This window comes from Oceanisphaera psychrotolerans (assembly GCF_001870485.1).
In the GTDB taxonomy this organism is placed as follows: domain Bacteria; phylum Pseudomonadota; class Gammaproteobacteria; order Enterobacterales; family Aeromonadaceae; genus Oceanimonas; species Oceanimonas psychrotolerans.
The window spans coordinates 29,240-55,251 of the sequence record NZ_MDKE01000005.1; the positions used below are offsets into that span (position 1 = coordinate 29,240).

General features: G+C 57.7%; 19 protein-coding genes and 4 pseudogenes. 13 read left to right on the plus strand and 10 right to left on the minus strand.

The features are described from left to right. The first annotated feature begins 5 nt into the window (after positions 1 to 5). The 6 genes and pseudogenes from BFR47_RS02010 (at position 6) to fusA (ending at position 7,584) form a co-directional block, all read left to right on the plus strand. A complete protein-coding gene (locus tag BFR47_RS02010; RefSeq protein ID WP_071471522.1) occupies positions 6 to 1,562 on the plus strand; it encodes an ABC transporter substrate-binding protein in 1,557 nt (518 codons plus the stop codon). 101 nt (positions 1,563 to 1,663) lie between these two features. After that, a pseudogene (locus BFR47_RS02015) lies at positions 1,664 to 2,637 on the plus strand (ABC transporter permease). A 5-nt stretch (positions 2,638 to 2,642) separates the two neighbouring features. Beyond that, complete coding sequence (locus tag BFR47_RS02020; protein WP_217645426.1) at positions 2,643 to 3,578, plus strand: ABC transporter permease; 936 nt, start codon at positions 2,643 to 2,645, stop codon at positions 3,576 to 3,578. A gap of 127 nt (positions 3,579 to 3,705) precedes the next feature. Beyond that, positions 3,706 to 4,320 carry a hypothetical protein gene (locus tag BFR47_RS18445; RefSeq protein ID WP_245748762.1) on the plus strand — a complete coding sequence of 205 codons (615 nt, stop codon included), beginning with the start codon at positions 3,706 to 3,708 and terminating at the stop codon, positions 4,318 to 4,320. A gap of 2 nt (positions 4,321 to 4,322) precedes the next feature. Continuing rightward, positions 4,323 to 5,045 (plus strand): hypothetical protein, encoded by a 723-nt coding sequence (locus BFR47_RS18450; RefSeq protein WP_245748763.1) that lies wholly within the window; start codon positions 4,323 to 4,325, stop codon positions 5,043 to 5,045. Positions 5,046 to 5,490: 445 nt separating this feature from the next. Further along, on the plus strand, positions 5,491 to 7,584 hold the full coding sequence (gene fusA / locus BFR47_RS02030) for an elongation factor G (protein ID WP_071471524.1): 2,094 nt from the start codon (positions 5,491 to 5,493) through the stop codon (positions 7,582 to 7,584). A 317-nt stretch (positions 7,585 to 7,901) separates the two neighbouring features. Here the strand turns inward: fusA and BFR47_RS02035 are convergent, their stop codons facing one another. Beyond that, positions 7,902 to 9,197 (minus strand): aminotransferase class V-fold PLP-dependent enzyme, encoded by a 1,296-nt coding sequence (locus tag BFR47_RS02035; protein ID WP_071471525.1) that lies wholly within the window; start codon positions 9,195 to 9,197, stop codon positions 7,902 to 7,904. A 565-nt stretch (positions 9,198 to 9,762) separates the two neighbouring features. Next, positions 9,763 to 11,044, minus strand: a pseudogene (locus tag BFR47_RS19360) (dicarboxylate/amino acid:cation symporter). 188 nt (positions 11,045 to 11,232) lie between these two features. Between BFR47_RS19360 and BFR47_RS02055 the strand changes: the two are divergent. Further along, positions 11,233 to 12,138: a LysR family transcriptional regulator gene (locus BFR47_RS02055; protein ID WP_071471529.1), complete on the plus strand. Its 906-nt coding sequence runs from the start codon at positions 11,233 to 11,235 to the stop codon at positions 12,136 to 12,138. 651 nt (positions 12,139 to 12,789) lie between these two features. Here the strand turns inward: BFR47_RS02055 and dxs are convergent. The 3 genes and pseudogenes from dxs to xseB form a co-directional block, all read right to left on the minus strand. Next, positions 12,790 to 14,654: pseudogene (gene dxs, locus BFR47_RS02060) on the minus strand (1-deoxy-D-xylulose-5-phosphate synthase). Positions 14,655 to 14,675: 21 nt separating this feature from the next. Continuing rightward, complete coding sequence (gene ispA / locus BFR47_RS02065; RefSeq protein ID WP_071471530.1) at positions 14,676 to 15,566, minus strand: (2E,6E)-farnesyl diphosphate synthase; 891 nt, start codon at positions 15,564 to 15,566, stop codon at positions 14,676 to 14,678. A 1-nt stretch (position 15,567) separates the two neighbouring features. Beyond that, on the minus strand, positions 15,568 to 15,813 hold the full coding sequence (gene xseB / locus BFR47_RS02070) for an exodeoxyribonuclease VII small subunit (RefSeq protein ID WP_071471577.1): 246 nt from the start codon (positions 15,811 to 15,813) through the stop codon (positions 15,568 to 15,570). Positions 15,814 to 16,036: 223 nt separating this feature from the next. Here xseB and pomA point away from each other — a divergent pair, with 223 nt between their 5' ends. From pomA to thiI, 3 genes are all read left to right on the plus strand, one after another. Then, on the plus strand, positions 16,037 to 16,792 hold the full coding sequence (pomA, locus tag BFR47_RS02075; protein ID WP_071471531.1) for a flagellar motor protein PomA: 756 nt from the start codon (positions 16,037 to 16,039) through the stop codon (positions 16,790 to 16,792). Further along, positions 16,792 to 17,685, plus strand: coding sequence for a flagellar motor protein MotB (locus BFR47_RS02080; protein WP_083398971.1), 894 nt, complete (start codon positions 16,792 to 16,794; stop codon positions 17,683 to 17,685). Before pomA ends, BFR47_RS02080 begins: the two co-directional genes overlap by 1 nt. 136 nt (positions 17,686 to 17,821) lie before the next feature. Beyond that, a complete protein-coding gene (gene thiI, locus BFR47_RS02085; protein ID WP_071471532.1) occupies positions 17,822 to 19,270 on the plus strand; it encodes a tRNA uracil 4-sulfurtransferase ThiI in 1,449 nt (482 codons plus the stop codon). A 91-nt stretch (positions 19,271 to 19,361) separates the two neighbouring features. On the opposite strand, the gene BFR47_RS02090 is transcribed toward thiI, so the two are convergent. Beyond that, positions 19,362 to 20,252 (minus strand): ketopantoate reductase family protein, encoded by an 891-nt coding sequence (locus BFR47_RS02090; protein WP_071471533.1) that lies wholly within the window; start codon positions 20,250 to 20,252, stop codon positions 19,362 to 19,364. Between the two features lie 128 nt (positions 20,253 to 20,380). Here BFR47_RS02090 and BFR47_RS02095 point away from each other — a divergent pair, with 128 nt between their 5' ends. Further along, entirely contained in the window at positions 20,381 to 20,863 is a 483-nt protein-coding gene (locus BFR47_RS02095) for a YajQ family cyclic di-GMP-binding protein (RefSeq protein WP_071471534.1), read from the plus strand. A 105-nt stretch (positions 20,864 to 20,968) separates the two neighbouring features. Here the strand turns inward: BFR47_RS02095 and BFR47_RS02100 are convergent, their stop codons facing one another. Genes BFR47_RS02100 through BFR47_RS02115 form a run of 4 tightly spaced genes read right to left on the minus strand, consistent with a single transcriptional unit; the run spans position 20,969 to position 24,625 of the window. Continuing rightward, positions 20,969 to 22,348, minus strand: a complete 1,380-nt coding sequence (locus BFR47_RS02100) for an AmpG family muropeptide MFS transporter (RefSeq protein WP_071471535.1) — start codon at positions 22,346 to 22,348, stop codon at positions 20,969 to 20,971. Then, positions 22,329 to 22,898 (minus strand): peptidylprolyl isomerase, encoded by a 570-nt coding sequence (locus BFR47_RS02105; protein ID WP_071471536.1) that lies wholly within the window; start codon positions 22,896 to 22,898, stop codon positions 22,329 to 22,331. The genes BFR47_RS02100 and BFR47_RS02105 overlap by 20 nt, the downstream gene beginning before the upstream one ends. Beyond that, on the minus strand, positions 22,899 to 23,477 hold the full coding sequence (locus BFR47_RS02110) for a YajG family lipoprotein (RefSeq protein WP_071471537.1): 579 nt from the start codon (positions 23,475 to 23,477) through the stop codon (positions 22,899 to 22,901). 11 nt (positions 23,478 to 23,488) lie between these two features. Next, a complete protein-coding gene (locus BFR47_RS02115) occupies positions 23,489 to 24,625 on the minus strand; it encodes a methyltransferase (protein ID WP_071471538.1) in 1,137 nt (378 codons plus the stop codon). A 57-nt stretch (positions 24,626 to 24,682) separates the two neighbouring features. Here BFR47_RS02115 and BFR47_RS02120 point away from each other — a divergent pair, with 57 nt between their 5' ends. After that, positions 24,683 to 25,285, plus strand: a complete 603-nt coding sequence (locus BFR47_RS02120; protein ID WP_071471579.1) for an alpha-ketoglutarate-dependent dioxygenase AlkB family protein — start codon at positions 24,683 to 24,685, stop codon at positions 25,283 to 25,285. A gap of 56 nt (positions 25,286 to 25,341) precedes the next feature. Continuing rightward, a pseudogene (locus BFR47_RS02125) lies at positions 25,342 to 25,658 on the plus strand (BolA family protein). Positions 25,659 to 26,012 lie beyond the last annotated feature (354 nt).

Here is a 26,012-nt window from a genome sequence, read left to right on the forward strand (position 1 = left end):
GTTTCATGAAACAAGGACTCAACAAGGTAACGGCGGCGCTGCTGGCGGCCGGTCTGGCATTCGGCGTACAGGCGGCGGATATCACCATCGCCTATGATGCGGATCCGGTGTCGATGGATCCGCACGAGCAGTTGTCCGGCGCCACGCTGGAAATGTCGCATCTGCTGTTCGATCCCCTGGTACGCTGGACCAGAGACTTCAAATTCGAGCCGCGGCTGGCCGAAAAGTGGGAACGTATCGACGACAACACCATGCGTTTTCACCTGCGTCAGGGCGTCAAGTTTCACAGCGGCAACAGTTTTACCGCCGATGACGTGGTGTGGACCTTCAACCGGCTGAAAGTGTCGCCGGACTTCAAGGCCATCTTCGAGCCCTTTACCGAGGCGAAGAAGGTCGACGACCACACCGTCGATCTGGTGACCAAGGGGCCCTTTCCGCTGGTGCTGAATACCGTGACCTACCTGTTCCCGATGGACTCGAAGTTCTACAGCGGCACCGGGGACGACGGCAAGGACAAGGGTGAGGTGGTCAAGCATGGCAGCTCCTTTGCCTCGACCAACACATCGGGCACCGGCCCCTTCAAGCTCAAGTTTCGCCAGCAGGGAGTGAAGGTGGAATACGAGCGCAACGCCGATTACTGGGATACCGGGTCACCCGGTAACGTGAACCACATGACCCTGGTGCCAATCAAGGAAGACGCCACCCGGGTTGCGGCGCTGCTGGCCGGTGATGTGGACTTTATCAAGCCGGTATCACCCAACGATCACGACCGGGTCAAGGCTTCGACGAGCGTCAAGCTGGTGACCGAGGCCGGTACCCGTATCATCACCTTCCAGCTCAATCAGGCGCGCTTCGAGCCCTTCAAGGATGTTCGGGTGCGCCAGGCGGTGAACTACGCCATCAATCAGGACGGTATCGTCAAACGTATCATGCGTGGCTTCGGCACCACCGCCGGCCAGCAGGCGCCCGCCGGCTATGTGGGGCACAATCCCGAGCTGACGCCACGTTATGATCTGGACAAGGCCAGGCAACTGATGGAGGAGGCCGGCTACAAGGATGGCTTCAAGATCAGCATGATCGCGCCCAACAACCGTTATGTGAACGACTACCGTATTGCCGAGGCGGTCAAGGCGATGCTGGCGCGGATCAACATCGAGGTGGATCTCAAAACCCTGCCGGTGGCCCAGTACTGGCCGGAGTTCGACAAGTGCGCCGCCGACATGCTGATGATTGGCTGGCACTCGGATACCGAAGATACCGCCAATTTTTCCGAGTTTTTGACCATGACCCGCAACGAAGAAACCGGGCGCGGCCAGTATAACTGTGGCCATTACTCGAATCCGGAGCTGGATGCCCTGATCGAGTCGGCCAATCTGGAAACCGATGGCGGCAAGCGCGACATCATGCTGCAACGAGCCGAAAAGATACTTTATGACGATGCCGCCTTCGTACCACTGCACTGGCAGAACCTGGCCTGGGGGGCGAGTAACAATCTGGACGCCGAGTCTATCGTTAATGCCATGGATTTCCCCTATCTGGGTGATTTGGTCGTCAAGGAATAAGCCCTGGGACTGGGATTAAAAACCGGGATTGGGGACTAGGGAGTGGGGATTAGCCCGGTTCCAAATCCCTGGTCTCCAGTCCCGCAATTGGAAGCAACAAGATGCTTACTTTTTTACTGAAACGGCTGTTCCAGGTGCTGATCGTGATGTTTGTCATCAGTCTGGTGGCGTTTTCGATTCAGGACAACCTGGGCGACCCCTTGCGTGAGCTGGTCGGCCAGTCGGTGTCCGAAGAGGTGCGCCAGCAGATGCGTACCGAAATGGGGCTGAACGATCCCTTCCTGGTCAAGTACGGTCGCTTTATCGGCAACGCGCTGCAGGGGGACTTCGGCACCTCCTACTTTTACAAGCAGCCGACATTGGAGGTGATCTTCGAGAAGTTGCCGGCCACGCTGGAACTGGTGTTTTGCGCCAGCATTCTCATTATTGCGCTCAGCATACCGCTGGGGGTCTATTCCGCCATCAAGCCCCGCTCCCTGCTGTCCAAAGCCATCATGGGCGTGAGCATCATCGGTATTTCGGTGCCGGTGTTTTTGACCGCCATTTTGCTGATGTATGTATTTTCCATCGAGCTGGGCTGGTTGCCTGCCTATGGTCGTGGTGAGCTGACCAGCCGTTGGGCTGGGAGTCGGGCCTGTTCAACTGGCAGGGCTTCCGCAATCTGATACTGCCGAGCATCGCGTTGTCGTCCATCATGCTGCCGTTGTTCATCCGGCTGGTGCGTTCGGAAATGCTGGAGCAGCTGAGTGCGGAATACGTCAAGTTTGCCTGGGCCAAGGGCCTGGCCAAGTACCGTATCTGGTTTGTCCATGCGCTGAAAAACACCCTGCTGCCGCTGATCACCGTGGGCGGGGTACAAATCGGTACCATGGTGGCCTACACCATACTGACCGAGACGGTATTTCAGTGGCCGGGTATCGGCTTGCTGTTTCTCGACGCCATCAACCGGGTGGATACACCGCTGATCACCACCTATGTGATTTTCGTCGGTTTTATCTTTGTGGTGACCAATACCATCGTCGATTTGATCTACGGTCTGATCAACCCGACCGTCAACCTGGCCGCGAAGGGATAAGCATGATGACGACAGACGTTAACCCGAGCCGCTGGGCCCGCTTCATGCAGTCGGACTTTCTGTATCATTTTCGGCGCGACAAGGTGGCCATGGTCAGCTTCGCGGTATTTGTGGCCTTGCTGGCGGCGGCCCTGCTGTCGCCGGTTATCGCGCCGCACAACCCTTACGACCTGGCGACCATCGACATTCTGGACTCCGAGCTGCCGCCAAGCTGGCAGGAGATGGGCGACGAGCGCTTTGTGCTCGGTACCGATGTGCAGGGCAGGGATATTCTGAGCACCATTCTCTATGGCTCGCGGGTGTCGTTGATCATCGGTCTGGGGGCGGTGGCGCTGCAACTGGTGATCGGCATCGTCGTCGGCCTGTCTGCCGGTTACTTCGGTGGTCGCATCGACAATCTGCTGATGCGGATTGCCGATGTGCAGCTGTCGTTCTCGACCATGATGGTGGCCATTATCGTGTCGGCGGTGTTTCAGGCCACTCTGGGCGCGGACTTTTACGCCGAATATGCGGTGCTGATGCTGGTGGTGATCATCGGCCTGGCCGAGTGGCCCCAGTATGCCCGTACCATTCGCGCCACCGTGCTGGCGGAGAAGAAAAAGGAATACGTGGAGGCGGCCAGGGTGATGGGCTTCAAGTCCATGCGCATCATGTTCCGCCACATTCTGCCCAACTGCCTGTCGCCGATACTGGTTATCTCCACGGTGCAGGTAGCCAACGCCATCATGAGCGAGGCGGCACTGTCGTTTCTGGGGCTGGGCATGCCGGTGGACAAACCCTCGCTGGGCTCGCTGATCAGCATGGGCTTCAGTTACATCTTCTCCGGATCCTGGTGGATTACCGCCTTCCCCGGTATCTATCTGGTGATACTGGTGCTGGTCATCAACCTGCTCGGCGACTGGTTGCGGGATGTGTTCAATCCCAGAATTTACAAGGAGTAACGGGCAAACGATGGCCGACAGGGCGCCATGGTGTGAACCATGGCGTTTTTGTATGCGGCTATAGGCATCGGCAGGGTGGGGGCGGTATGATCGACACCTTGCTCTATTTAAAGATGGAATCCATGCCTTGCTCGCCATACTGACCGAACGTTTTACCCTGGCCTCCCGTCGGCGGCTGGCCGGCGGGCTCATCATGGCCGCCATGGCGCTGGTGGCGGCAGGGTTGCTGGGGTTGCCGGTGGAGAGCATCTGGGCCGGGGCCGGATACTGGTGTTCGGCGTTATTGCTGTGGCCGGGGCTGGCCCGGCGCAATCGGACTCAGGCATTGCTGTTGCTGGTGACGGGTGGACTCTGCCTGGCCTGGAGCGGCTGGCAGGGAGCGGCGATTGACGCGCAGTGTATCGTGGCCAGCAACAGCAATTTGCTGTCCATGCTGGTGGCGGTGAGCTTCCTCGGACTGGTGAACCGGCCCGGTGAACAGGATGAGGCGCCTTTCCCCAAGGGGCGACGGGCGGTGGCCTCTACTCTGGGAGCGGTGCATCTGTTTGGTTCCGTTATCAATCTGTCATCGGTGTTCATCATCGGTGACCGTCTGGCCCGGCGGGGCAGCCTGAGCAGGGAGCAGTCCATCGTGCTGATCCGCGGCTTTACCGCGGCCGCGTTCTGGTCGCCGTTCTTCGCCGCCATGGCGGTGTCGCTGAGTCTGGCCCCCAACGCCAATCTGGCGTCGTTGTGCTGGTGAGCATGCCATTGGCGCTGCTGGCCATGGTAGTGACGTTTTGGCAGCTGTCCCGCCAGCAGGGCGGGGAAGAAGCGGCCCCGGTGGACGCTTTTGCGGGTTACCCGCTGCACGTGGGCGGACTCTTGCTGCCGGTGCTGCTGGCGGCGGCGGTGCTGCTGTTGCATCGATGGTGGCCGGAATTGTCCATTCTGGCGGTGATCACCCTGCTGGCGCCGACACTGAGCATCCTGATCCTCGCCGGCAGCCGGCGTTCGCCACTGACGGGGCTGGGCCAGCTGGCCACCGGCCGGCTGCCGCAAATGGGCAACGAGCTGGCGTTGTTTCTCGCCGCCGGGGTCCTGGGCTACGGACTGGAAACCCTGCTCGCCACTTGGGGGGGCACCCTGCCGCTGCAGGGTTTCGGGGCCATGGAGGCGAGCCTGACCTATCTGGCGACGGTGTTGCTGTCATTGCTGGGGATTCACCCCATCATCTGCATCGCCCTGGCCGGCTCGATACTGGCTCCGATTGATCCCGATCATACCCTGCTGGCGCTGGTGTTTCTGTCATCCTGGGCGGTGGGCACCTCGACCGGCCCCCTGTCCGGCATCAACCTGGCATTTCAGGGCCGCTACGGTATCGATTCCTTCCGCATCATGCGCTGGAACCTGAGTTATCTGGGGTTGATGTCGGTGCTGGTGGTACTGGCTATCTGGACACTGGCCGCCCGGCTCGGCCTCGATTAGTCCCCGCTCGGGGGTGACATTCAGGCTTTAACTGAGTGGCGCCACACTATGGTGCCTTTGGAGAGAAAACGGTGAAATTCATCTGGCTCAAGGTATTGCTGACCCTATTGATATTTGCCGGCCTGTTCGCCTGGGTGTACTACAAAGTTGCCAGTGGTACCCTCTGATACCAATGCAAGTCATTGAAAAGAATGTGAAGGCTTACCCTGCTTTCAGCCGAAAGGAGACGGCAGGGGAGGCTCCCGGCCCGTCTGTCGGCGGGAACGCGACGACGACGTGCCGCCGGGAGTTTGCACTGTTTAAAAAGTATTCGTAACCTCCTCCGGGCGTTTGCGCCCCGCAAGGTTCTAATGCATAATATGCGCCTAAAAAACCTGATGTGCGGTGTGTCAGTACTTTTATACATGCTCCGTCTACTTCTTAAACTCATCATTAAAGTTGAATCATGACCGAATTATCCAAATACAGAAACATCGGTATCTTCGCTCACGTTGACGCGGGCAAAACCACGACCACCGAGCGTATCCTCAAGCTGACCGGCAAGATCCACAAGCTTGGTGAAGTACATGACGGTGAGTCCACCACCGACTTCATGGAACAGGAAGCCGAGCGCGGTATTACCATCCAGTCTGCGGCCGTAAGCTGTTTCTGGAAAGATCACCGTTTCAACGTTATCGACACCCCTGGACACGTTGACTTCACCGTTGAAGTTTACCGTTCACTGAAAGTACTGGACGGCGGTATCGGTGTATTCTGTGGTTCCGGCGGTGTTGAGCCCCAGTCCGAAACCAACTGGCGCTATGCCAACGAATCCGAAGTTGCGCGTATCATCTTCGTCAACAAGCTGGACCGTATCGGCGCCGACTTCCTGCGCGTAGTACAGCAGACCCGTGACGTACTGGCGGCCAACCCGATCGTGATGGTGCTGCCTATCGGTCGTGAAGACGAATTCAAGGGCGTGGTTGACCTGCTGACCCGCAAGGCATGGATCTGGGACGAGTCAGGACAAGCCGAAAACTACACCATCGAAGACGTTCCGGCCGACATGGTTGACCAGGTTGAAGAATACCGCGAAATGCTGGTCGAAAGCGCCGTTGAGCAAGACGATGACCTGATGGAAGCTTACATGGAAGGTGAAGAGCCCTCCATCGAAGACCTCAAGCGTTGTATCCGCAAGGGTACCCGCACCATGGCCCTGTTCCCGACCTACTGTGGTTCTGCCTTCAAAAACAAGGGCATGCAGCTGGTACTGGACGCCGTGGTTGACTACCTGCCCGACCCGGTAGAAGTTGATCCGCAGCCGCTGACCGACGAAGAAGGTAATGAAACCGGCGAATTCGCCATCGTTGATGCCGATGCCCCGCTGAAGGCGCTGGCGTTCAAGATCATGGATGACCGTTTCGGCGCCCTGACCTTCGTACGTATCTACTCCGGTCGCATCAAGAAGGGTGACACCATCCTCAACAGCGCCACCGGTAAAACCGAGCGTGTTGGCCGCATGTGTGAAATGCAGGCTGACGAACGTAACGAACTGGAATCGGCACAAGCCGGTGACATCATCGCCATCATCGGTATGAAGAACGTGCAGACCGGTCACACCCTGTGTGACGTCAAGCACCCTTGTACCCTGGAAGCCATGGTATTCCCCGAGCCGGTTATCTCCATCGCCGTTGCGCCGAAAGACAAGGGCGGTTCCGAGAAAATGGGTATCGCTATCGGCAAGATGATTGCCGAAGATCCTTCTTTCCGCGTGGAAACCGATGAAGATTCAGGCGAAACCATCCTGAAAGGCATGGGCGAACTGCACCTGGACATTAAGGTCGACATCCTCAAGCGTACCTACGGTGTTGAGCTGATCGTGGGTGAGCCGCAGGTGGCCTACCGTGAAACCATCACCGCCGAAGTGGAAGACAGCTACACCCACAAGAAGCAGTCTGGTGGTTCCGGTCAGTACGGTAAGATCGACTACATCATCCGTCCGGGTGAAGCCAACACCGGTTTCGTGTTCAAGTCTTCCGTTGTGGGCGGTAACGTACCCAAGGAATTCTGGCCTGCGATCGAGAAAGGTTTCGGCAGCATGATGAAGACCGGTACCATTGCCGGCTTCCCGGTGCTGGACGTTGAGTTCGAACTGACCGATGGTGCTTTCCACGCAGTTGACTCCTCGGCCATCGCGTTCGAAATCGCCGCCAAAGGCGCGTTCCGTCAGTCTATCGCCAAAGCCAAGCCGCAACTGCTTGAGCCGATCATGAAGGTTGACGTGTTCACTCCGGAAGATCACGTAGGTGATGTTATCGGTGACCTTAACCGTCGTCGCGGCATGATCAAGGATCAGAACGCAGGCGTGACCGGTGTTCGCGTCAAGGCTGATGTACCCCTGTCCGAAATGTTCGGTTACATCGGTTCACTGCGCACCATGACCTCTGGTCGTGGTCAGTTCTCCATGGAGTTCTCGCACTACAGCGCCTGTCCTGCCAACGTATCCGAAAAAGTGGTTGCCCAGGTCAAAGAACGCAAAGAAGCCGAATCCAAGAAGTAATTCTGGTTTAACGCCTCAGTGCTTCAATAAAAACCGCTGCTCCGGCAGCGGTTTTTTTATGGGTGAAAATGAAGAGTGAGGGAGGGAGGAGTATAAATGACCTGGGATTCATGGCTACATTCTGCATATACTGCCCCAGTTTCTTGCCGATAAGCCTGCCGAACGCTGGCTTCGTCCCGGTATTCTGCTTAACACTTCAATGATGATGCCCGGGACGCAGTCTTGATACGCTGTTCGAGGTCGATGTTTCCGCCCTCTACCAGAACATGGCCAAGCAAGCCGTTCTGGATATCAATAAGTAGCGACAAGGCTTCGGTTCAAGAGCCAATAAGTTTATTCATGGCTGACAGAAATGCATCAACTTCTTGTGGCGTGTTGTAATGAGCCAGAGAAAGGCGCGCAATCGAGTCGAGGCCGAGAGGGCGCAGGATATTACCGGAGTAAATATCACTGGATCGAGTGTGCAGGCGTATTGCCCGCTTTTCCAGCTCGGCGACGATATCGGAAGACTCCCGGCCTTCAACACCGAAAGAAACCACGCCCTCACGATGTCGGAGGTCATGGGTGCCCAGTACTTTTACCCCAGGCATGTGTAACAGACCTCGGTGTTGAGCGGTGCCATTCATTAACCGGGCTATTAATGCATGCTCGTGTGCCAGCATGGCATCACCAGCGGCCATTAGCAGGTTACGTGTATCGTCTGCGGGTGAAACCTGTTTGCCCAGCCAACTCAGATACTGGATTACCTTTGAAACCGCAGCCAGCGCTGACGGGTCACGGCTGCCCAGCTCCCAAGCATCGCTTGGTTTTCCCAGTATTTTTTCATGAGGAATGTGACTCATTCGCTCCGATACCCAGGCATAGCCATTATTGAATTTTGAATAAACCTTATACATGGAGACGGCGTAGGCATCTGCACCATATTCATCCACTTCCAGATAGCCGTGCGGGGCATGCTGGATACCATCGACGATAATAAAACATTCCGGTGCAATTGCCCGGATGGCACAGATGATGGACTTGATGTCCATCACTATGCCGGTGACGGGGTTGGTGTGTATTACGGTGGCGATCCTAGTGTCTGGAGTGACACAAGCAGCATAATCCTCTGCGCTTACCAGCCCAGACCGGGTGTTGAAGGGGACCTCTATCCATGTCCTTGAAGTCCGTTCGGCCCAAAGCTGGGTGGCACTGTACGTTGAAGGATGCTCAACCGAGCTTGCGACAATGTTCCCTCCCGAAGGCGCGGCGAGGGCTGCACTACGGATCAGGCGGAACAGACACTCGGACCCGGTTTCGCCACCGAATACGGTTCCGCTGCGGGCGCCAAAAAAGGTGCTCAAGTCCTTCAACCCCTGCTCTACTATGAGCGACATCGCTTTGGATGCCGCATTGTTACGATGCTCGTTATCGGGTATTGCACCTATCTCCGTGGTCCGTTCGATAACGGATTTTAACGTCAGGGAACCGCCGGCATTTTCAAAGTAAATTCGCTCACCGGCGTAAGGACAGTGATCGGCAAACCAAAACTGTGAACGTATCTGTTCAAGCAAATCAATATCAAACGGTGAAGTAAAATCATCTTGAACGGATTTTGATAGGATATTTTCCATGAGGTTACCCTGTTGATTTTTCGCCATTCATTGGCACGAAAGTACACCGATCACGGGAATGATGTGATGCGTTGCACCAGGTTAGTCTTTTCGTTAACCAGCTTAGGAAAAGAGTAATATAAAAAAAAGCGAATAGTTTTTATGGTTTATCTTTCCTTTTATTCATGTTTCAAGGGGCTTGGTTGTCGTTATTAACGTTCGGCTTCCCCAGCAAGCCTAATGCGGTCCGCCTTGCAGAGGGGAAGGCATATTGCCCAGAAGACAGCATCGAGCTTACCAGTCTGCACTCTCGTCCCCGTCTATTTGTTCTCACGCCCCGGGAGGCGGGTGGCGGCGCTGAAAGCATGCCGGGAGGCTGGCTTTGAACCGATTAGCAGATATCCGACACCACAAATGGCCTCAATACTTTACTTTCCCAACTCTCCGTCGAGTACGGGTTTTCGCTGGCGCCGATACGGCAACTTCGGATGCAGGGGGGAGCGCCAGGAGAAAGTAAACCGATGAAAAAAGGACGCAGCGGGCCTTGAGCCTGCTGCGTCCTGATTGGGGATGATGAGCCTTATGTTCAGGCGCTGCTGGATGGGTTCAACAGTGGGGCCGATGGCTCTGCTGCCTGGGCATGGGGAATACCTTGGTCATCACATTGCAGTAGCCCCTCGCTTTTGGCCACGACCATGGTGGCCAGCACATCGCCGGAAACGTTAAGCGTGGTGTGTCCCATGTCGATTATCCGGTAGATACCGGCGATGATCCCGACTAGCTCGAAGGGCAGGTTCATCAACTGTAACATCAAGGTGCCCATGACGATGCCACCACCGGGGATGCCGGGGGCTGCCATGGCCAGCAGGGTACCTATCATCACCACGTTGATCATCTGCGCCATGGTCAGTTCTACACCGTAGAAACCCGCCGCAAATACCGACAGCACCGAGAGGTAAACTGCCGCGCCCATCAGGTTGATGGTGGCGCCCAGCGGTAACATGAAGGAGGTGATCCAGCCGGGCACTTTAAAGTTTTCCCGGGTGACCTGCATGCTCATGGGCAGGGTGGCGGCACTGCTAGTGGTGGACAGGGTGACCATCCATACTTTGGCGATTTTTTTGAGCAGGTAGAGGTAATTGACCTTGGTGTAGCTCGCTACTATAACCGAAGCGAACAGCCACACTACTAGCAGACCGGCATAGTCCGCCAGAATGAACTGCCCGATTTGATCGAATATCTCCAGACCATAGTTGCCCATGGAAAAGGCCATCAGGGCGAATACCCCGTAAGGCGACACCGCCATCACCATGTCAAGTATCTTCAGGATTACGTCGGAGGCTGATTGCAGAGGGTCTTTACCCCCTCGGCTTTTTCGCCAAGAAACACCAGCGCAACGCCTACTAGCACGGCAATTAGGATCACCTGCAGCACATTGCCCTTGGCCATGGCATCAAAAATATTCGCGGGGATCATGCTCAGAAAGAACTGTCCCAGAGTCGGAATTTCGGAGGCTGAGACCGCCGAGACAGCGGCGGTTGTACTGTGCTCGAAGCCTACTCCGGGCTGCAGTACATTGGCAATCCCCAGCCCCACGCGCCCGCCATTATGGTCATCAGGGTATAGATAAGGAGGGTTTTACCTCCCACCCGCTTCAGCCGGCCGACATCTCCCATATTGGCAATACCTGCTGCTACGCTGAAGAACACGATGGGGATAATCAGCATCTGGATGGCACGAATAAAGGCATCGCCAAGGGGCTTGATGGCGACACCCCACTCCGGCATGACCAATCCGAACAGCATGCCGAGGGTAAACCCCAAGAATATTTTTGTGGATAAACCAGAAGTGAAGTTGATGGATTTCATGTTCTATTCCCTTTGTACGCTGAGTGATGCACGTTTTAAACACGATGTGTCATGCTCATGGTTTACTTCCTTATTACCTTGTACTCTGTAAACAACAGCTGAGCTGTCGACCGATATTAGGAGATGAAAATAAATAGTTTTAGCGATATTTTATGATTATAAATAATCACTTTTAAGAATGTTTTATCATGATCACTTTTAAACAGCTGGAAGCCCTGTTCTGGATCGTTGAGCTGGGCAGCTTCGAAGCGGCGGCCAACAAACTGCATATGTCTCAGTCGGCCATATCCAAACGTATCCAAGAGTTGGAAGACTCCTTCGATGTACAGATTTTTGACCGTAGCAAGCGCAATGCCCGCTTGTCCGAAAAGGGCCAAGAGCTGTTCGATTACGCCAGGGAGCTGCTGGAACGGCGCGATATACTCGTGGATCGTGTCAGTGCAAAGACGGTGCTGGTACGCCGGCTGCGCCTGGGGGTGACGGAGCTGACGGCGTTGACCTGGCTGCCTCAGCTGGTGGAGGAAATTCGCCGGACCTATCCCAAGGTGCAGATCGAGCCATCGGTTGAGCTTAACAGTGAATTGATACGTAAACTCGGCGATGATCAGCTCGATTTGATTGTCGTTCCCGACATGCCCAGCGATGCCCGTTTCGTCAGTACCCCACTGAAGAGCGTGGAAAACGTATGGATGTGTACCCCTTCTCTGGCTCCGCATGAGGAAGGAATCGGTCTGAAACAACTGGCAGCCTATACGGTACTGACCCAGGGCACTAATTCCGGTACCGGTTTGATCTACGAACGCTGGCTTGCGGAACACCAGATACAGTTGCCAAGAACCATCACCAGTCATAATCTGCTGGTTCAGGTGGGGCTCACACTTTCCGGGGTGGGCATCAGTTATTTGCCCAAGGCATGTTTGGCCCATCTGGTAAAACAGGGGGCCTTGAGCATTGTCGACACCAGTCCGCGATTACCCCGCATTCGCTACGCCGCCCTGCATCGGGCCGATCGGCAGATAGGACTGAATCAGCATGTGGCGCAGTTGGCCCAGGAGTGCTGTGATTTTTCCCGGCTGCTGCTGACGGGTAGCTAAGCGAAACCTGGCAGTCACGATCGGTGTTACTTCTCAAGTCAGGAGTTATCTGCTTCTCTCGTGAGCCGATCACTCTGGCAAAATTTACCAGAATTTTATGGCCGTTGGCGCCGTGTTTACGTTCGATATGGTCGTTGGACTCACCAGCTCGCTTGGCTCATGAGAATGGAGAAGTTACCTAGAGGGCTGATTTTGAGCAACTCACTGTTGACAGCAGTATCGTGTGTGCTCATCAGCACTGTGCAGCAAAAAACAGCGCAGGACGCCGAAGCCATTAGAAAATCAAGGGGACTGACGACTAAAATACACGCAGCCGTTGATGCTTTGGACAATTCTGTACACTTACCGTTAACTTCAGGACAAGCCTCGGAATACAGAAGAACGGAGGCATTATTGAATGGTTTACGTCAGTTCAAGTCTTGGTTGGCAAAGACCATGATTTAGAGGCCTTTGTTGAAAGCATTCAGCATGTTGGAGCTGGTGTGGTTATTCGATCGAGAAGGGATCGCCAACAGCCTGGGACGCTGGAGAGAGATATCTACAAAGCTCGCCAATTGGTAGAGCGTTTTTCCAAAAACTGAAGCAATCTCGTCGCATTGCGATGAGATTCGAACGGCGAAGCCTTCGGCTTCGCCGTTCTGCTTTAAGCCATCAGCGCTGCTGATATTCCCGGATGGACTTCACCATGCCGTCGGCATCCAGGCCCAGCTTGGCCAGGATTTGCTGCTGGCTGCCCTGCTCGATAAAATAATCGGGCAGACCCAGATTCAGCACCGGCACCGGCTTTTTGTGGCGCATCAGGCACTCAAGCACCGCCGAGCCGGCACCGCCCATGATGGCGTTTTCTTCCACCGTTACCAGCATGTCGTGATCCGCCAGCAACGACAGCAGCAGCGCTTCGTCCAGCGGCTTGACGAAACGCATGTCCACCAGGGTGGCATCCAGCTGCCCGGCGGCGGCCTCGGCCTCGGCCAGCAGGGTGCCGAAGTTCAGTATGGCGAGCTTGCTGCCTGGCGGATCACCCGGCCCTTGCCCAGCTCAAGTTGCGTCATCTGCGCCTGGATGACCGAGCCGCAACCGTTGCCACGGGGGTAACGCACCGCCGCCGGACCCTGGTGCTGATAACCGGTATAGAGCATCTGCCGGCATTCGTTTTCGTCTGCCGGGGTCATGATCACCATGTTGGGCACGGTGCGCATGAAGCTCAGATCGAAGGCGCCCTGGTGAGTGGGGCCGTCGGCGCCGACGATGCCGGCCCGGTCGATGGCAAACAGCACGTCCAGATCCTGCAGCGCAACATCGTGGATCAGCTGATCGTAGGCCCGTTGCAGAAAGGTGGAGTAAATGGCCACGACCGGTTTCTTGCCCTCGATGGCGAGGCCCGCGGCCAGGGTTACCGCATGCTGTTCGGCGATGGCCACATCGAAATAGCGTTTGGGAAATTCCCGCGAAAAGCGCACCAGGCCGGAGCCTTCGCGCATGGCCGGGGTAATGGCCATCAGCTTGTCATCGGCCTTGGCCATGTCGCACAGCCAGTTGCCGAAAATGGTGGAATAGCTGGGTCCGGAGGACGCGCTCTTGGGCAGCACGTTTTCGGCCGGATCGAATTTGGGTACGCCGTGATAGCCGATGGGATCCTGCTCGGCCGGCAGATAGCCCTTGCCCTTGCGGGTCATGATGTGCAGAAACTGTGGGCCCTTGAGCTTGCGCATGTTGCGCAGGGTCTCGACCAGAACGTTGATGTCGTGACCGTCGATGGGGCCGACATAATTGAAGCCGAACTCTTCAAACAGGGTGCCGGGAATGACCATGCCCTTGAGGTGTTCTTCGGTGCGCCGGGCCAGCTCTTTCAGCGGCGGCAGTATCTCCAGTGCCTTCTTGCCGCCTTCGCGCAGGCTGCTGTACAGCGAGCCGGACATGATCCGCGCCAGATGATTGTTGAGCGCGCCGACATTCTCCGAAATCGACATCTCGTTGTCGTTGAGGATCACCAGCATGTCTTTGTGAATATCACCGGCGTGATTCAATGCCTCGAACGCCATGCCGGCGGTAATGGCGCCGTCACCGATAATGGCGGCAACCTTGCGGCCTTTCTGCTCCTGACTGGCGGCGATGGCCATACCAAGGGCCGCACCGATGCTGGTGCTGGAATGACCGACACTCAGGGTGTCGTATTCGCTCTCGTCCCGCCAGGGAAAGGGGTGCAGGCCCTGATACTGGCGGATGCTGCCCATGCGTTCGCGCCGACCGGTGAGGATCTTGTGCGGGTAGGCCTGGTGGCCAACGTCCCATACCAGACGATCGAAGGGGGTGTTGTAGACGTAGTGCAGGGCCACGGTCAGCTCTACCACGCCGAGGCCGGAGGCCAGGTGGCCGCTACTGCGGCTGACCGAATGCAGCAGGTAGGATCTCAGCTCGTCGCACAGGGCGGGCAATCGCTCCTGGGGCAGGCTGCGCAGTTCGTCGGGCAGATTGGCCAGCGCCAGGGTCGGGTAATCGGCAATATTCAGACTCATAAGCTTATTATTATCCTCGCCCTAGTAGTCGCGTTTAACGATGTAGTGAGCGAATGCTTCCAGTGTTTGAGTTGGATAGGGGATATCAGCCAGCGCCGACAATGCCTGCTGGTGCAGTTCGTCCGCCAGCCGGCGGGCACCGTCGAGGCCGAGCAGAGCCGGGTAGGTGCTTTTTTGCTGCACCAGATCCTTGCCCTGGGTTTTGCCCAGGGTCTGGGTGTCGGCGGTGATATCCAGAATATCGTCCTGTACCTGAAACGCCAGGCCGATGGCGTCGGCATAATGGCTGAGTGCGGTCAGGTGTGTTTCTTCCATGTTGTCGGCACAGAGTGCGCCCAAACGCACGGCGGCACGGATCAGGGCGCCGGTCTTGTGGCGATGCAGGCGTTCCAGGGTGGCACGGTCGATGGCCTTGCCTTCACTCATCATATCCAGTGCCTGGCCGCCGCACATGCCGCCATAGCCGCTGGCCCGGGCCAGCTCCTGCACCATGCGCAGGCGGCGATCGGCGCCGAGCGAGCCCTGATGCGAGCTGATCAGCTCGAAGGCCAGCGTCTGCAGTGCATCGCCGGCCAGAATGGCGGTGGCCTCGCTAAAGGCCTTGTGCACCGTTGGCTGGCCCCGGCGCAGATCGTCGTCGTCCATGGCCGGCAGATCGTCATGGATCAATGAATAGGCGTGAATGCATTCCACCGCGGCGGCGGCGGCGTCCAGCGCCGCCGTATCGGCCTGGCCCAGCAGCTCGCCACTGGCGTACACCAGCATGGGACGCACTCTTTTACCGCCCTGCAACAGGCCGTACTCCATGGCGGCTTTAAGCTCGGGGGCCAGCTCGTCGAGGCTCTGGATGGCCTCGGTCAGTACCCGCGCGATACGCTCCTGATAGTGTTGCTGCAACGGAATCGAGGCCACTTCAGCGTTCCTCCTGACCCGGCGAAAAGGCCAGTAGCCGCTCTTCGTCCTGCTGCAGCAGTATCTGTACCTGCTGTTCGGCCTGGGTCAGCTTGTGCTGGCCGGCCCGCACCAGTTGAATGCCACGCTCGAATGACTTGAGCGACTGTTCCAGGCTCAGGTCACCTTCTTCCAGCTGGTTTACCAGATCTTCCAGTTCTGCGAGGGCGCTTTCAAAATCCATATTTTCCGGTTTTTTGGTAGCCACGGGCATCCTCTGTCATTAGGCGGCAAAATGGGGGGCAATAGTAACATTCTCGTTCCGCTTTTGGCGAAACATATAGATGTCGTCATCGGCCCGATCCCGGTTCGGGGTCAAGGATTTTTCGATCTTGCCGATAACACCAACAGCGACAAGCCACGCCCTAACAAGGTAATATTGGCGCCGTTTATGTCCGCAATAACATGCAATCACCAATGAGGACTTTGCTTTGGATCTGGCAACGATTATCGGATTGATCGGTGGAATGGCCTTTGTTGGCATGGCAATGGTGCTGGGAGGCAGCCTCGGTCTCTATGTGGACGTACCATCGATTTTTATTGTGTTGATCGGCTCCCTGTTCGTGGTGATGATGAAGTTCAATCTGGGCCAGTTTCTGGGAGCGGCGAAGGTGGCGGCCAAGGCCTTCATGTTCAAGCTGGAAAAACCCGAAGAGCTGATCGAGCGGGTGGTGGTGCTGGCCGACTCGGCGCGAAAAGGCGGCTTCCTGGCACTGGAAGAGGCGGAAATCACCAATCCCTTCCTGCAAAAGGCGGTGGACATGCTGGTGGACGGTCATGAGCAGAATGTGGTGAAGGCGGCGCTGGAAAAAGACATCGATCTCACCGCCGAACGGCAGGAGCAGGGAGCGAAAATCTTTCGGGCACTGGGCGATGTGGCCCCGGCCATGGGCATGATCGGCACCCTGATCGGTCTGGTGGCCATGCTGGCGAACATGGATGATCCCAAGGCCATCGGCCCGGCGATGGCGATTGCGCTGCTGACCACCCTTTATGGCGCCATGCTGGCCAATATGGTGGCCCTGCCCATCGCCGACAAGCTTGAGCTGCGCTCCGGGGAAGAGCGGCTTAACCGCACCCTGATCCTGGATGCGGTGCTGGGGATCCAGGACGGGCAGAATCCGCGGGTACTACAGGGACTGCTGGAAAACTACCTGGCCGACAGCAAGCGGCAGAAGGAGGAGTAGTGGCGAAGAAGAGCAAGCCCCAACCGGCCGGTGCGCCGGCCTGGATGGCGACTTTTGCCGATCTGGCCACCATCCTGATGAGCTTTTTCGTGTTGCTGCTGGCCTTTGCCGAAATGGACGTGCTCAAGTTCAAACAGGTGTCCGGCAGCATGAAATATGCCTTCGGGGTACAGAATCTGATCGAGGCGGACGGCATTCCCAAGGGGACCTCGGTCATCGCCCTGGAATTCAGGCCCGGTCAGCCGCAACCGACGCCGATCGACATGATCATGCAGCATACTACCGACTCAACGCAGGCCGAGCTGGACTTCCAGCCGGGAGAGCAGGACCGTTCTGCGGGCGAGGGCCGGGAAAGCGGCAAGCTCAATGGCGGGGAGCCGGAGGAGGTGGCGCCGACGGAGCAGCAGATGGTGATATTTGCCGAGGCCCTGGCCGAGGAACTCAGTCAGTCCATAGAGCAGGATGCCATCGAGATAGAAGCACTGGGACAGCAGGTGATCATCCGCATCAAGGAAAATGCTTCTTTCTCGGCGGGATCCGCCTTTTTGCAGCCCCAGTTCTGGCCGGTGGTGCGTCAAATTGGCGAGCTGCTCAAGGATGTTCCCGGCGAGATCCTGGTGTCGGGTCATACCGACGATATCCAGACCAGCAACGAGCTGTTTCGCTCCAACTGGGAACTGTCGGCCCAGCGGGCGCTGGCGGTGGCAGAACGGTTGTTGCGGGTAGATGGCTTCGAAAGCGAGCGCATGGTGGTGCTGGGCATGGCAGGAACCCGGCCGCTGGAGCCCAACGATACTTCCGAAAACCGGCGCCGCAACCGGCGGGTGGAGATCACCATTTCTCAGGGTAAACCCAAGTTTTCACCGCCGTTGGATCTGCTCGCTCCCCAGTAAAATACGAGAGGGGGCAGTGGCCAGGCGCTATTCAGTTGCCGTTATTATTTGAGCAAAGGCCCGGCATTGTCGTGTATAATGCCGGGCTTTCGTTTTTGTGTTGTTCTACTTTTGCTGTTCTAGGCGTACCGAATTTATGAAATTTATTATCAAGCTGCATCCAGAAATCACCATCAAGAGCAAGTCGGTGCGCCAGCGCATGAGCAAGATCTTGCAGAGCAATATCCGTAATGTGCTCAAGCCTCTGGATGAGAATATCAAAATCCGGTCCGACTGGGACAAGCTGATTGTCCGCACCAATATCCTGACCGAACCCCATCGTCTGGCCATGATAGAAGCGCTGGCCTGTATTCCGGGTATTCAGTCGTTTCTGGAAGTCAAAGAGTGCAAGGTGGAGTCACTGGACGAGATCCTGACCCTGACCGAAGAGATGTTCGGTGACAAGCTGGCCGGTAAAACCTTCTGTGTACGCGCCAAGCGCCGGGGCCAGCAGTCGTTCAGCTCGCTGGATGTGGAACGTTACGTGGGAGGCGGCCTTAACCAGCGCTGTGAGACCGGCGGGGTCAGGCTGAAGAATCCGGATGTGCAGGTGAATCTGGAGCTGGACGGCGAACGCCTCTATCTGGTCAGCGACCAGCATGCGGGCATGGGCGGCTACCCCATCGCCACTCAGGAAAGCGTGCTCAGCCTGATGTCCGGCGGCTATGACTCCGGCGTGTCATCCTATCAGTTCATCAAGCGGGGCAGCCGGGTACATTACTGTTTCTTCAACCTCGGTGGTGCGGAGCACGAAGCGGGCGTCCGTGAAGTGGTGTACTACCTATGGAAGAAATTCGGCTCTTCGCACCGGGTCAAGTTTATCTCTGTTCCCTTCGAGGAAGTGGTCGGCGAAATTCTGGCGAAGGTTGATAACGGCCACATGGGCGTGGTGCTGAAGCGGATGATGATGCGTGCCGGTGCCGCCGTGGCCGAAAAGCTGGCGATCAACGCGTTGGTCACCGGTGAGTCCATGGGCCAGGTATCCAGCCAGACGGTCACCAACCTCAACGTGATCGACAGAGTGACCGACACCCTGATACTGCGGCCGCTGATCGCCGCCGACAAGCAGGACATCATCGACGTGGCCCGCCAGATTGGCACCGCTCCCTATGCCGAGAAGATGCCGGAATACTGTGGCGTGATTTCCAAGAGCCCCACCATCAAGGCCAAGTTGTCCAAGGTGGAGCACGAAGAAGCCAACTTCGATTTTGGCGTGCTCGACACCGCCATCCAGGCTTCTTTTGTGGAAGATGTGCGTAAGCTGGAACAAAAGTGGGAACTGCCGGAAGTGGAGTTCAGCCAGGGGGCCGATGTGGCCGAGGTGATCCTCGACATTCGCGCTCCGGAAGAAGAAGAAGAAGCGCCGCTGACCGTGCCCGGCCATAAAGTCGTCACCATGCCGTTTTTCAAGCTGGCCAGTCAGTTTACCGAGCTGGATCCCGACAAAACCTATCTGCTGTATTGCGCCCGGGGAGTGATGAGCCGCTTGCAGGCTATTCACCTCAAGGAGCAGGGCTTCGACAACGTCAAGGTATACAAGCCTTAATTCAGAGGGGGAGGCGTGAGGAGTGAGGTGAAAAACCCGTTCTTCCCGCCGCCCCTCACGATGCCCGCCTTACCCCTCAGATGCTCCTGCCTTATCCGCCTCTGCGCTTTATCTCCCGATAGAGCTGGCTGCTGACCGGCACCGGCTGCGTACCGGCATGGGCCAGGATGTAGCCGGTAATGTAATCATTCTCGGTTTTGCGACCGTGGACCAGATCCTGATGCATGGACGAATAGTTGGTCGCGGTCAGCTCAATGACCTGCTGCAGCCGGCGGCGAAATGCGTCCTGGCTTTCGGTTTCGCCAAGGTTCGCCATCACCTGAAAGACCTCTTCGCTCAGCTGTTCCAGCACATCGGCATAGCGGGGTTCCAGCAGCTGACCGTTGCGGATATTGTGGCAGGCGGTGAGCGGGTTGATCACCGCATTGATGCTCAGCTTGCGATGCTGGTGCAGCCGGATGTCTTCACTCCACTCGGCATGCCCCAGCGCCGCCGATAAGGGTTTGACCAGGTGAGCCCATGCGTGGGCCGCCTCGTTCAGCGGCCCCAGCCAGGTTTCCCCCTTGCCGGTATGGCGTACCAGCCAGTCGCCTTCTTTCATGGCGCCGTGGCTGCTGACGCCGGCAATCAGCGGATTATGGGGGAACAGTTCCTGTACCTGTTCGGCGGCGCCCAGGCCATTGTGCAACAGCACTATAGGCGCCGTGGTGGGCAGCTGCTGCAATCCTGTTAACGCGTCCACTACCTGATAGGCCTTGGTGAATACCAGCAGGCATTCCGCCTGCCGGGCCTGCTCGGCAAAGCGGGGCTGCGTCTGGATCAGCTGGTGGCGGCCACCGAGGGTGATCATGTCCAGACTGGGGTGAAAATGGCTACGGTGACGCTCCGACAGCATCAAGGCGACCCGTTCGCCTCGCTGGCGCAGCAGGCCCGCCATCACACAACCCAGGGCGCCGGCCCCGAGAATGGTCCATTCCGTCATCACTCTATCCCCTGAATTTTGTTATTATCATGCTTTGTTTGAGCCTATACGTTAGCCGCGAAGCGCCGTCGTTACCAGAGCGTTTTTTTATCGCTGCCGGTTAACAAAACCGTTTTTAAGGAGTCAGGATGCCGTCTTTTGATATTGTGTCTGAAGTAGAGATGAATGAAGTTCGCAATGCGGTGGAAAACGCCAACCGGGAGCTGGATACCCGCTTCGATTTTCGCGGAGTCGAGGCCAGCTTCGAGCTGAAGGACGACAAGGTCAAACTGAGTGCCGATGCGGAACTTCAGCTGCAGCAGATGCGGGATATGCTGCGGGGGGCCTTGATCAAGCGGGGCATCGATGTCCGGGTGCTGGATCCGGGTAGCATAGTGCGCTCGGGCAAGCGTCATATTCAGGAGCTGGGTTTCAGGCAGGGTATCGACACGGCTCTCGCCAAGAAGCTGGTCAAGCAGATAAAGGACAGCAAGATCAAGGTGCAGGCGTCCATTCAGGGCGAACAGCTGCGGGTGACCGGCAAGAAGCGGGACGATCTGCAGCAGGTGATGGCGCTGCTGCGCCAGGGCGAGCAGGAGCAGCCGCTGCAGTTCAACAATTTCCGGGATTGAGACGCCGACGCTTTTCCTCTGTAGGCCGGGGAGATCCCAGCGCTGATGCAGGCATTGCCCGAATAAATTCGGGCCTACAGGGGACAGTTGTTTGTTTTTTTCCTCTTACCCTTCACCCACACTCGATTTCGCCACCCGGCGGATCAGCCACAGCACCGGCAGGCCGATGGCGGCGGAGCCGATAAAGAAGGGCGCATAGCCATAGGCGTCCACCGCCATTCCCGAAAAGCCGGCCAGAAACTTGGGCAGCAGCATCATCACCGAACTGAACAGCGCGTACTGGGTGGCAGAAAAGGCGACGTTGGTCAGGCTGGACAGATAGGTGATAAAGGCGGCGGTGGCGATACCGGCACTGAGGTTGTCCAGCGAGATAATCAGCGTCAGCAATCGCACGTCGGGGCCGAGCTGACTCATCAGCGCAAACATCAGATTGGTGCCTGCCGCCAGTACCGCACCCAGCATCAGGATGCGCAGGGTACCGAACCGGCTCACCATGATCCCGCCCACGGCGGCGCCGACCAGGGTCATGATCACCCCGTATACCTTGGTGACGGTGGCAATCTGTGACTTGCTGAAGCCCATGTCCACATAGAAAGGGTTCGCCATCACGCCCATCACCACATCAGACACCCGGTAACAGGCGATCAGCGCCAGTATCACCAGTGCCTGGCGGCCGAAACGATGAAAGAATTCGGCAAAAGGTGCCACCACGGCACTGGCGAAAAAGGCCAGCAGGCTGGCCAGAGGGCGGGGATAACCCCGATCGAGCAGTTGCTGGTGGTGGTCGGCCTGAGCCTGCTGCTGTTGCCGCAGGTCGACGTCGGGTTCATGCAACAGCAGGCAGGTGATCACCCCCACCAGCATCAGGGCCATCATGCACAGGTAGGCGACTTGCCAGCCGGCAGGATCGTACCCCAGATCGGAGCCGGCCCAGGCGGCAATGGCCAATGCACCGGCGCCGGCCATGATCATCGCCAGGCGGTAGCCGGTCATGTAGGCGGCGGCCAGGGCTCCCTGCAGCCGCTCGGGGGCGGCCTCGATACGATAGGCGTCGATGACGATGTCCTGGGTGGCGGAAGCAAACGCCACCGCCAGCGCAAACAGCGCCAGATTGACAATTTGTGTATTCGGATCGGAATAGGCCATGCCGGCCAGCGCCGCCATGATGATCAGCTGCGACAGCAGCATCCAGCTGCGGCGCCGGCCCATGCGGCGTGACAGCCAGGGCAGGGGAAGACGGTCCACCAGCGGCGACCACAACCATTTCACCCCGTAGGCCAGGGCGACCCAGCTGAAGAAACCGATGCTGGTACGGCTGACGCCGGCTTCTCGCAGCCAGAACGACAGGGTACCAAACACCAGCAACAGCGGCAGGCCGGAGGAAAAACCCAGGGCAAACAGGGTCAGCACCCGGCGTTCGGCATAGAGCGCCAGTTGCTGTGTCCATCTGTCCTTGCTCAAGACGTTAATGGGCCGCGTCGCCATGAGCCAGGCGGCGAACCTGTTGCAGTATGATGGGCTGCTCCGGTACGTCCCGCGCGCGCAGCTTGAGGTTCATGCCGGTGGGCACTTGCGCCATCTGTTGCAGTACCTGCTCGCCGTCGATCACCCGGCCAAACACCGTGTAACCGGCCTTGCGGCCGCCATCCAGCGACAGATTGTCGCTGAGATTGATGTAAAACTGACGGGTGGCGCTGTCGGGATCCTGAGTGCGGGCCATGGCGATGGTGCCGCTCAGGTTGGAGAGACCATTGCCGGACTCGTTTATCACGGGGGCGTAGGTTGGCAAGGGCTCATGGTCGGTGTCGAAGCCACCGCCCTGTACCACAAAGCCGGGGATCAACCGGTGAAAGAGACTGTTGTTGTAGCTGCCGTCATCCACGTAACGCAGAAAGTTGGCCACCGACGCCGGCGCTGAAGACTCGTTCAGCTCGACCTGAAGTGTGCCCATGTTGGTGACCAGCTCGACCCGGGGCCCGGCCAGCGCCGAGCCGGCCATCAGCAGGCCGGCGGCCAGCAGGAGAAGACGCTTCATTTAGTTACCCCCGATAAATTGTTGTACATCGCGATCGGCCAGCATGTCCTTGACCAGCAACGACAGCTGTTCGTTCAAGGCTTCTTTTACCTTGTCCAGTTCCGGATGCAGGCGACCGGGGAACTCGGCCTGGGCGCTGCGGCGATATTGCTTGGTGATGGTACGACCATCGCGCTGCAGGGTCAGTTGCACCCGCAACTGTTGCACCACATCGTAGCTGATGTGGCCGCGGATCACCCGGGCCAGTACTTCCTGCAGCTCCAGTGTTACCTGGGTGCGGGCGCCGTTCTCGATAAAGGCGCCCTGATTGCTCAGACCCTGAGCCAGTGCCTGCTCCATCTGCACCTTGAGGTTGTTGCTGGCGCCAACCACCACCGGTGCCTTGTCTTTTTGCTCGATTTGAATGACGTAGTCGTTCTTGCGGCCATCCTGGCTGCTGAGCGAGACCGACTGGCCCCGGTACACGCCGGCGCTGGCCTCCACCGTGGGGCTGACATCGACCGCGATGGGGTAGTAGCTGGCACAGGCGGTCAGGCTCAGGGCCAGCATACCGGTTGTTAACCATTTGATGGGTTTCATGAAAGTGTTCCTTACGAGGTTTTAATGGCTCTGAGAATAACGAATTTGCGGTTGGATGCCACCACTCGTTGATTGCCGAACAGTCGTTTCAGCTTCTGATGGTAATCAAGGTGACGGTTGGCAACCAGCAGCAGCTCGCCGCCACGGCGCAGCACCCGTTTGGCGTCGACGAACATTTGCCAGGCGATGTGATCGGTAATGGCCTGCTGCTGGTGAAACGGCGGATTACACAGTATCAGATCGGCACTGTCGGCGGCCATGCCGTCGAGACAGTTATTGACCATGAAGCGGGCACGGGATCCGGCCTCGGGCAGGTTTTCGCTGACATTGAGGCGGGCGCTGGCCATGGCCATGTAAGACTCGTCCACGAAGGTGACCTCGGCATCCGGATTGCGCGCCAATGCCGTCAGTCCCAGTACGCCGTTGCCGCAACCGAGATCGATGATCCGGTCCGGGCGGTTGGCGGGCAGGTGCTCGAGCATGAAACGGGCACCGATATCGAGGCTGATGCGGGAAAACACGTTGGCATGGTTATGAATGGTAAAGCCGGTGCCTTCCAGCGGCCACGACAGCGGTGCCGGCAGCGGTGTTGCCTCTCTGGAACCGTCCCGCTGGCAGAAGATTAGTCGTGCTTTTTTCCAGGCCAGGCTGGTATGGGTGGGACCGATATAGTGCTCGAACAGCTTCAGGGTCGAACTGTGAATGTCGCGCGCCTTGGCGCCGACGACGAGGCGGGTGTCCGGCCCCATCACCTGGCTCAGGGCCGCCAGTTGATATTCGAGCATGGCGTTGGTCTTGGGCAGCTTCATCAGCACCAGCCCCGGCTGTCCCGGCAATTCGGCCAGGCTGTTCAGTGACAGCCAGTTTTTTTCCAGGCCGTTGTCCCGGGCATTGGCGTCCATCGCCAGCTCGCTGATGCGGGAGTCGGTCAGGCTGTAGGGACGATGATGATGCAGTGCCAGGGTGAGCGCACCGAAGCCGTCGTTGAGGATCAGCAGGGGGGCGGTCTGGTCCCATTCCCGGGTCATCAGCTCGGTTATGATATATTCATCGGCCGCATCCCAGGCTTGCAGGCCGTGCTGGGCGGGGCGAGGGTAACGATGCAGTAACAGCTCGCCACCCTGAGGCAGGGGAAAATGATGATTCATGATGCGATGGCCTGACAGAAAAAAGAGCCATTTTAGCAGTTAATGGGGGAAAGCAGTATGGAGCTGTGGGCCGAGTCGCCCCAATGGATCACCCTGCCTCAGGGGCGGCTGCTGTGGTGGCCGGATGCCTTCGTATCCGAGGCGGACGCCTGGTTCGAGCAACTGCAGGCAGAGATCCCCTGGCAGCAGCATCGGCTGCGCCTGTTCGGACGGGAGCACGACGAGCCCAGGCTGTCCTGCTGGATGGGGGAGGCGGTGTACCGTTATTCCGGCAAAACCCGAGAACCTGCAGTCTGGCACCCGCTGGTCAACGAGATTCGAAAGCAAGTGCAAGTCATCTGCGAGCAGCCCTTCAACGGCGTCTTGCTCAACCGGTACCGTCATGGTCAGGACAGCATGGGCTGGCATGCGGATAACGAACCCGAGCTGGGGGCAAACCCGGTCATCGCTTCCATCAGCCTGGGGGCGACGCGGGGCTTCACTCTGCGGCACAAGGACGGCGAACGCCGACAACTGATGCTGAGCCATGGCAGCCTGCTGGTGATGGCGGGCGAAATGCAGCATCATTGGCAGCATGCCCTACCCAAAGCCGGGGCCGTTGACCGGGAGCGCATCAATCTCACCTTTCGCTATCTTCCTCGACACCGTGAGAGTGAGTGAAAGCGGAGCGGGCATCGTCAGGTCCTGGGATATTGTCGTTTATGCAGGAGTAAATCATGTCGATACAGTCTCTTATCGAGAACAAGGTGCAGGCGGCGTTGTCGCCCGTGCATCTGGAAGTGATCAACGAAAGCTACATGCACCGGGTGGCGCCGGGCTCGGAGACCCATTTCAAACTGGTGGTGGTCAGCGAGCAGTTCGAAGGTCAGCGATTGCTGGCGCGGCATCGGGCTCTGAATACGTTGCTGGCCGAGGAACTGGCCGGTGGCGTTCACGCCCTGGCGTTGCATACCCTGACCCCTGCCGAATGGCAGCGCGCGCAGGCGTGCCGGACAGTCCCAACTGTCGTGGTCAGGGCGGCGTGTCGGGCTGACCACGCATGTCATCCACCCTCAGGATATAGTCGTACCTCGAGGCGTGAGTCCCTCCGGTTCGCAATGAGACCAAAGCATAATTAAGTAGCCAAATATCATGGCCTTATTTTTGCTAGGCGAAACTTTGAACAAGCAGGCTTTCCCGAAAGAGGCGCTAAATTTTGGTAATTGCCGTGGCAGCCGCCGCGTTAAAAGTGCTAGAATTATGCGCCTTTTATATCGGGCTGGATGTTATCGGACTGTAGTCATGTTGTTTCAACAGGATAGAGGCAGACCGGTAGCGACTCATCAGCATGTTGTCATGTCTGACATGGCAAGTACCTGTCTTCCCCTAACAAGTAGTGCAAGTGAGT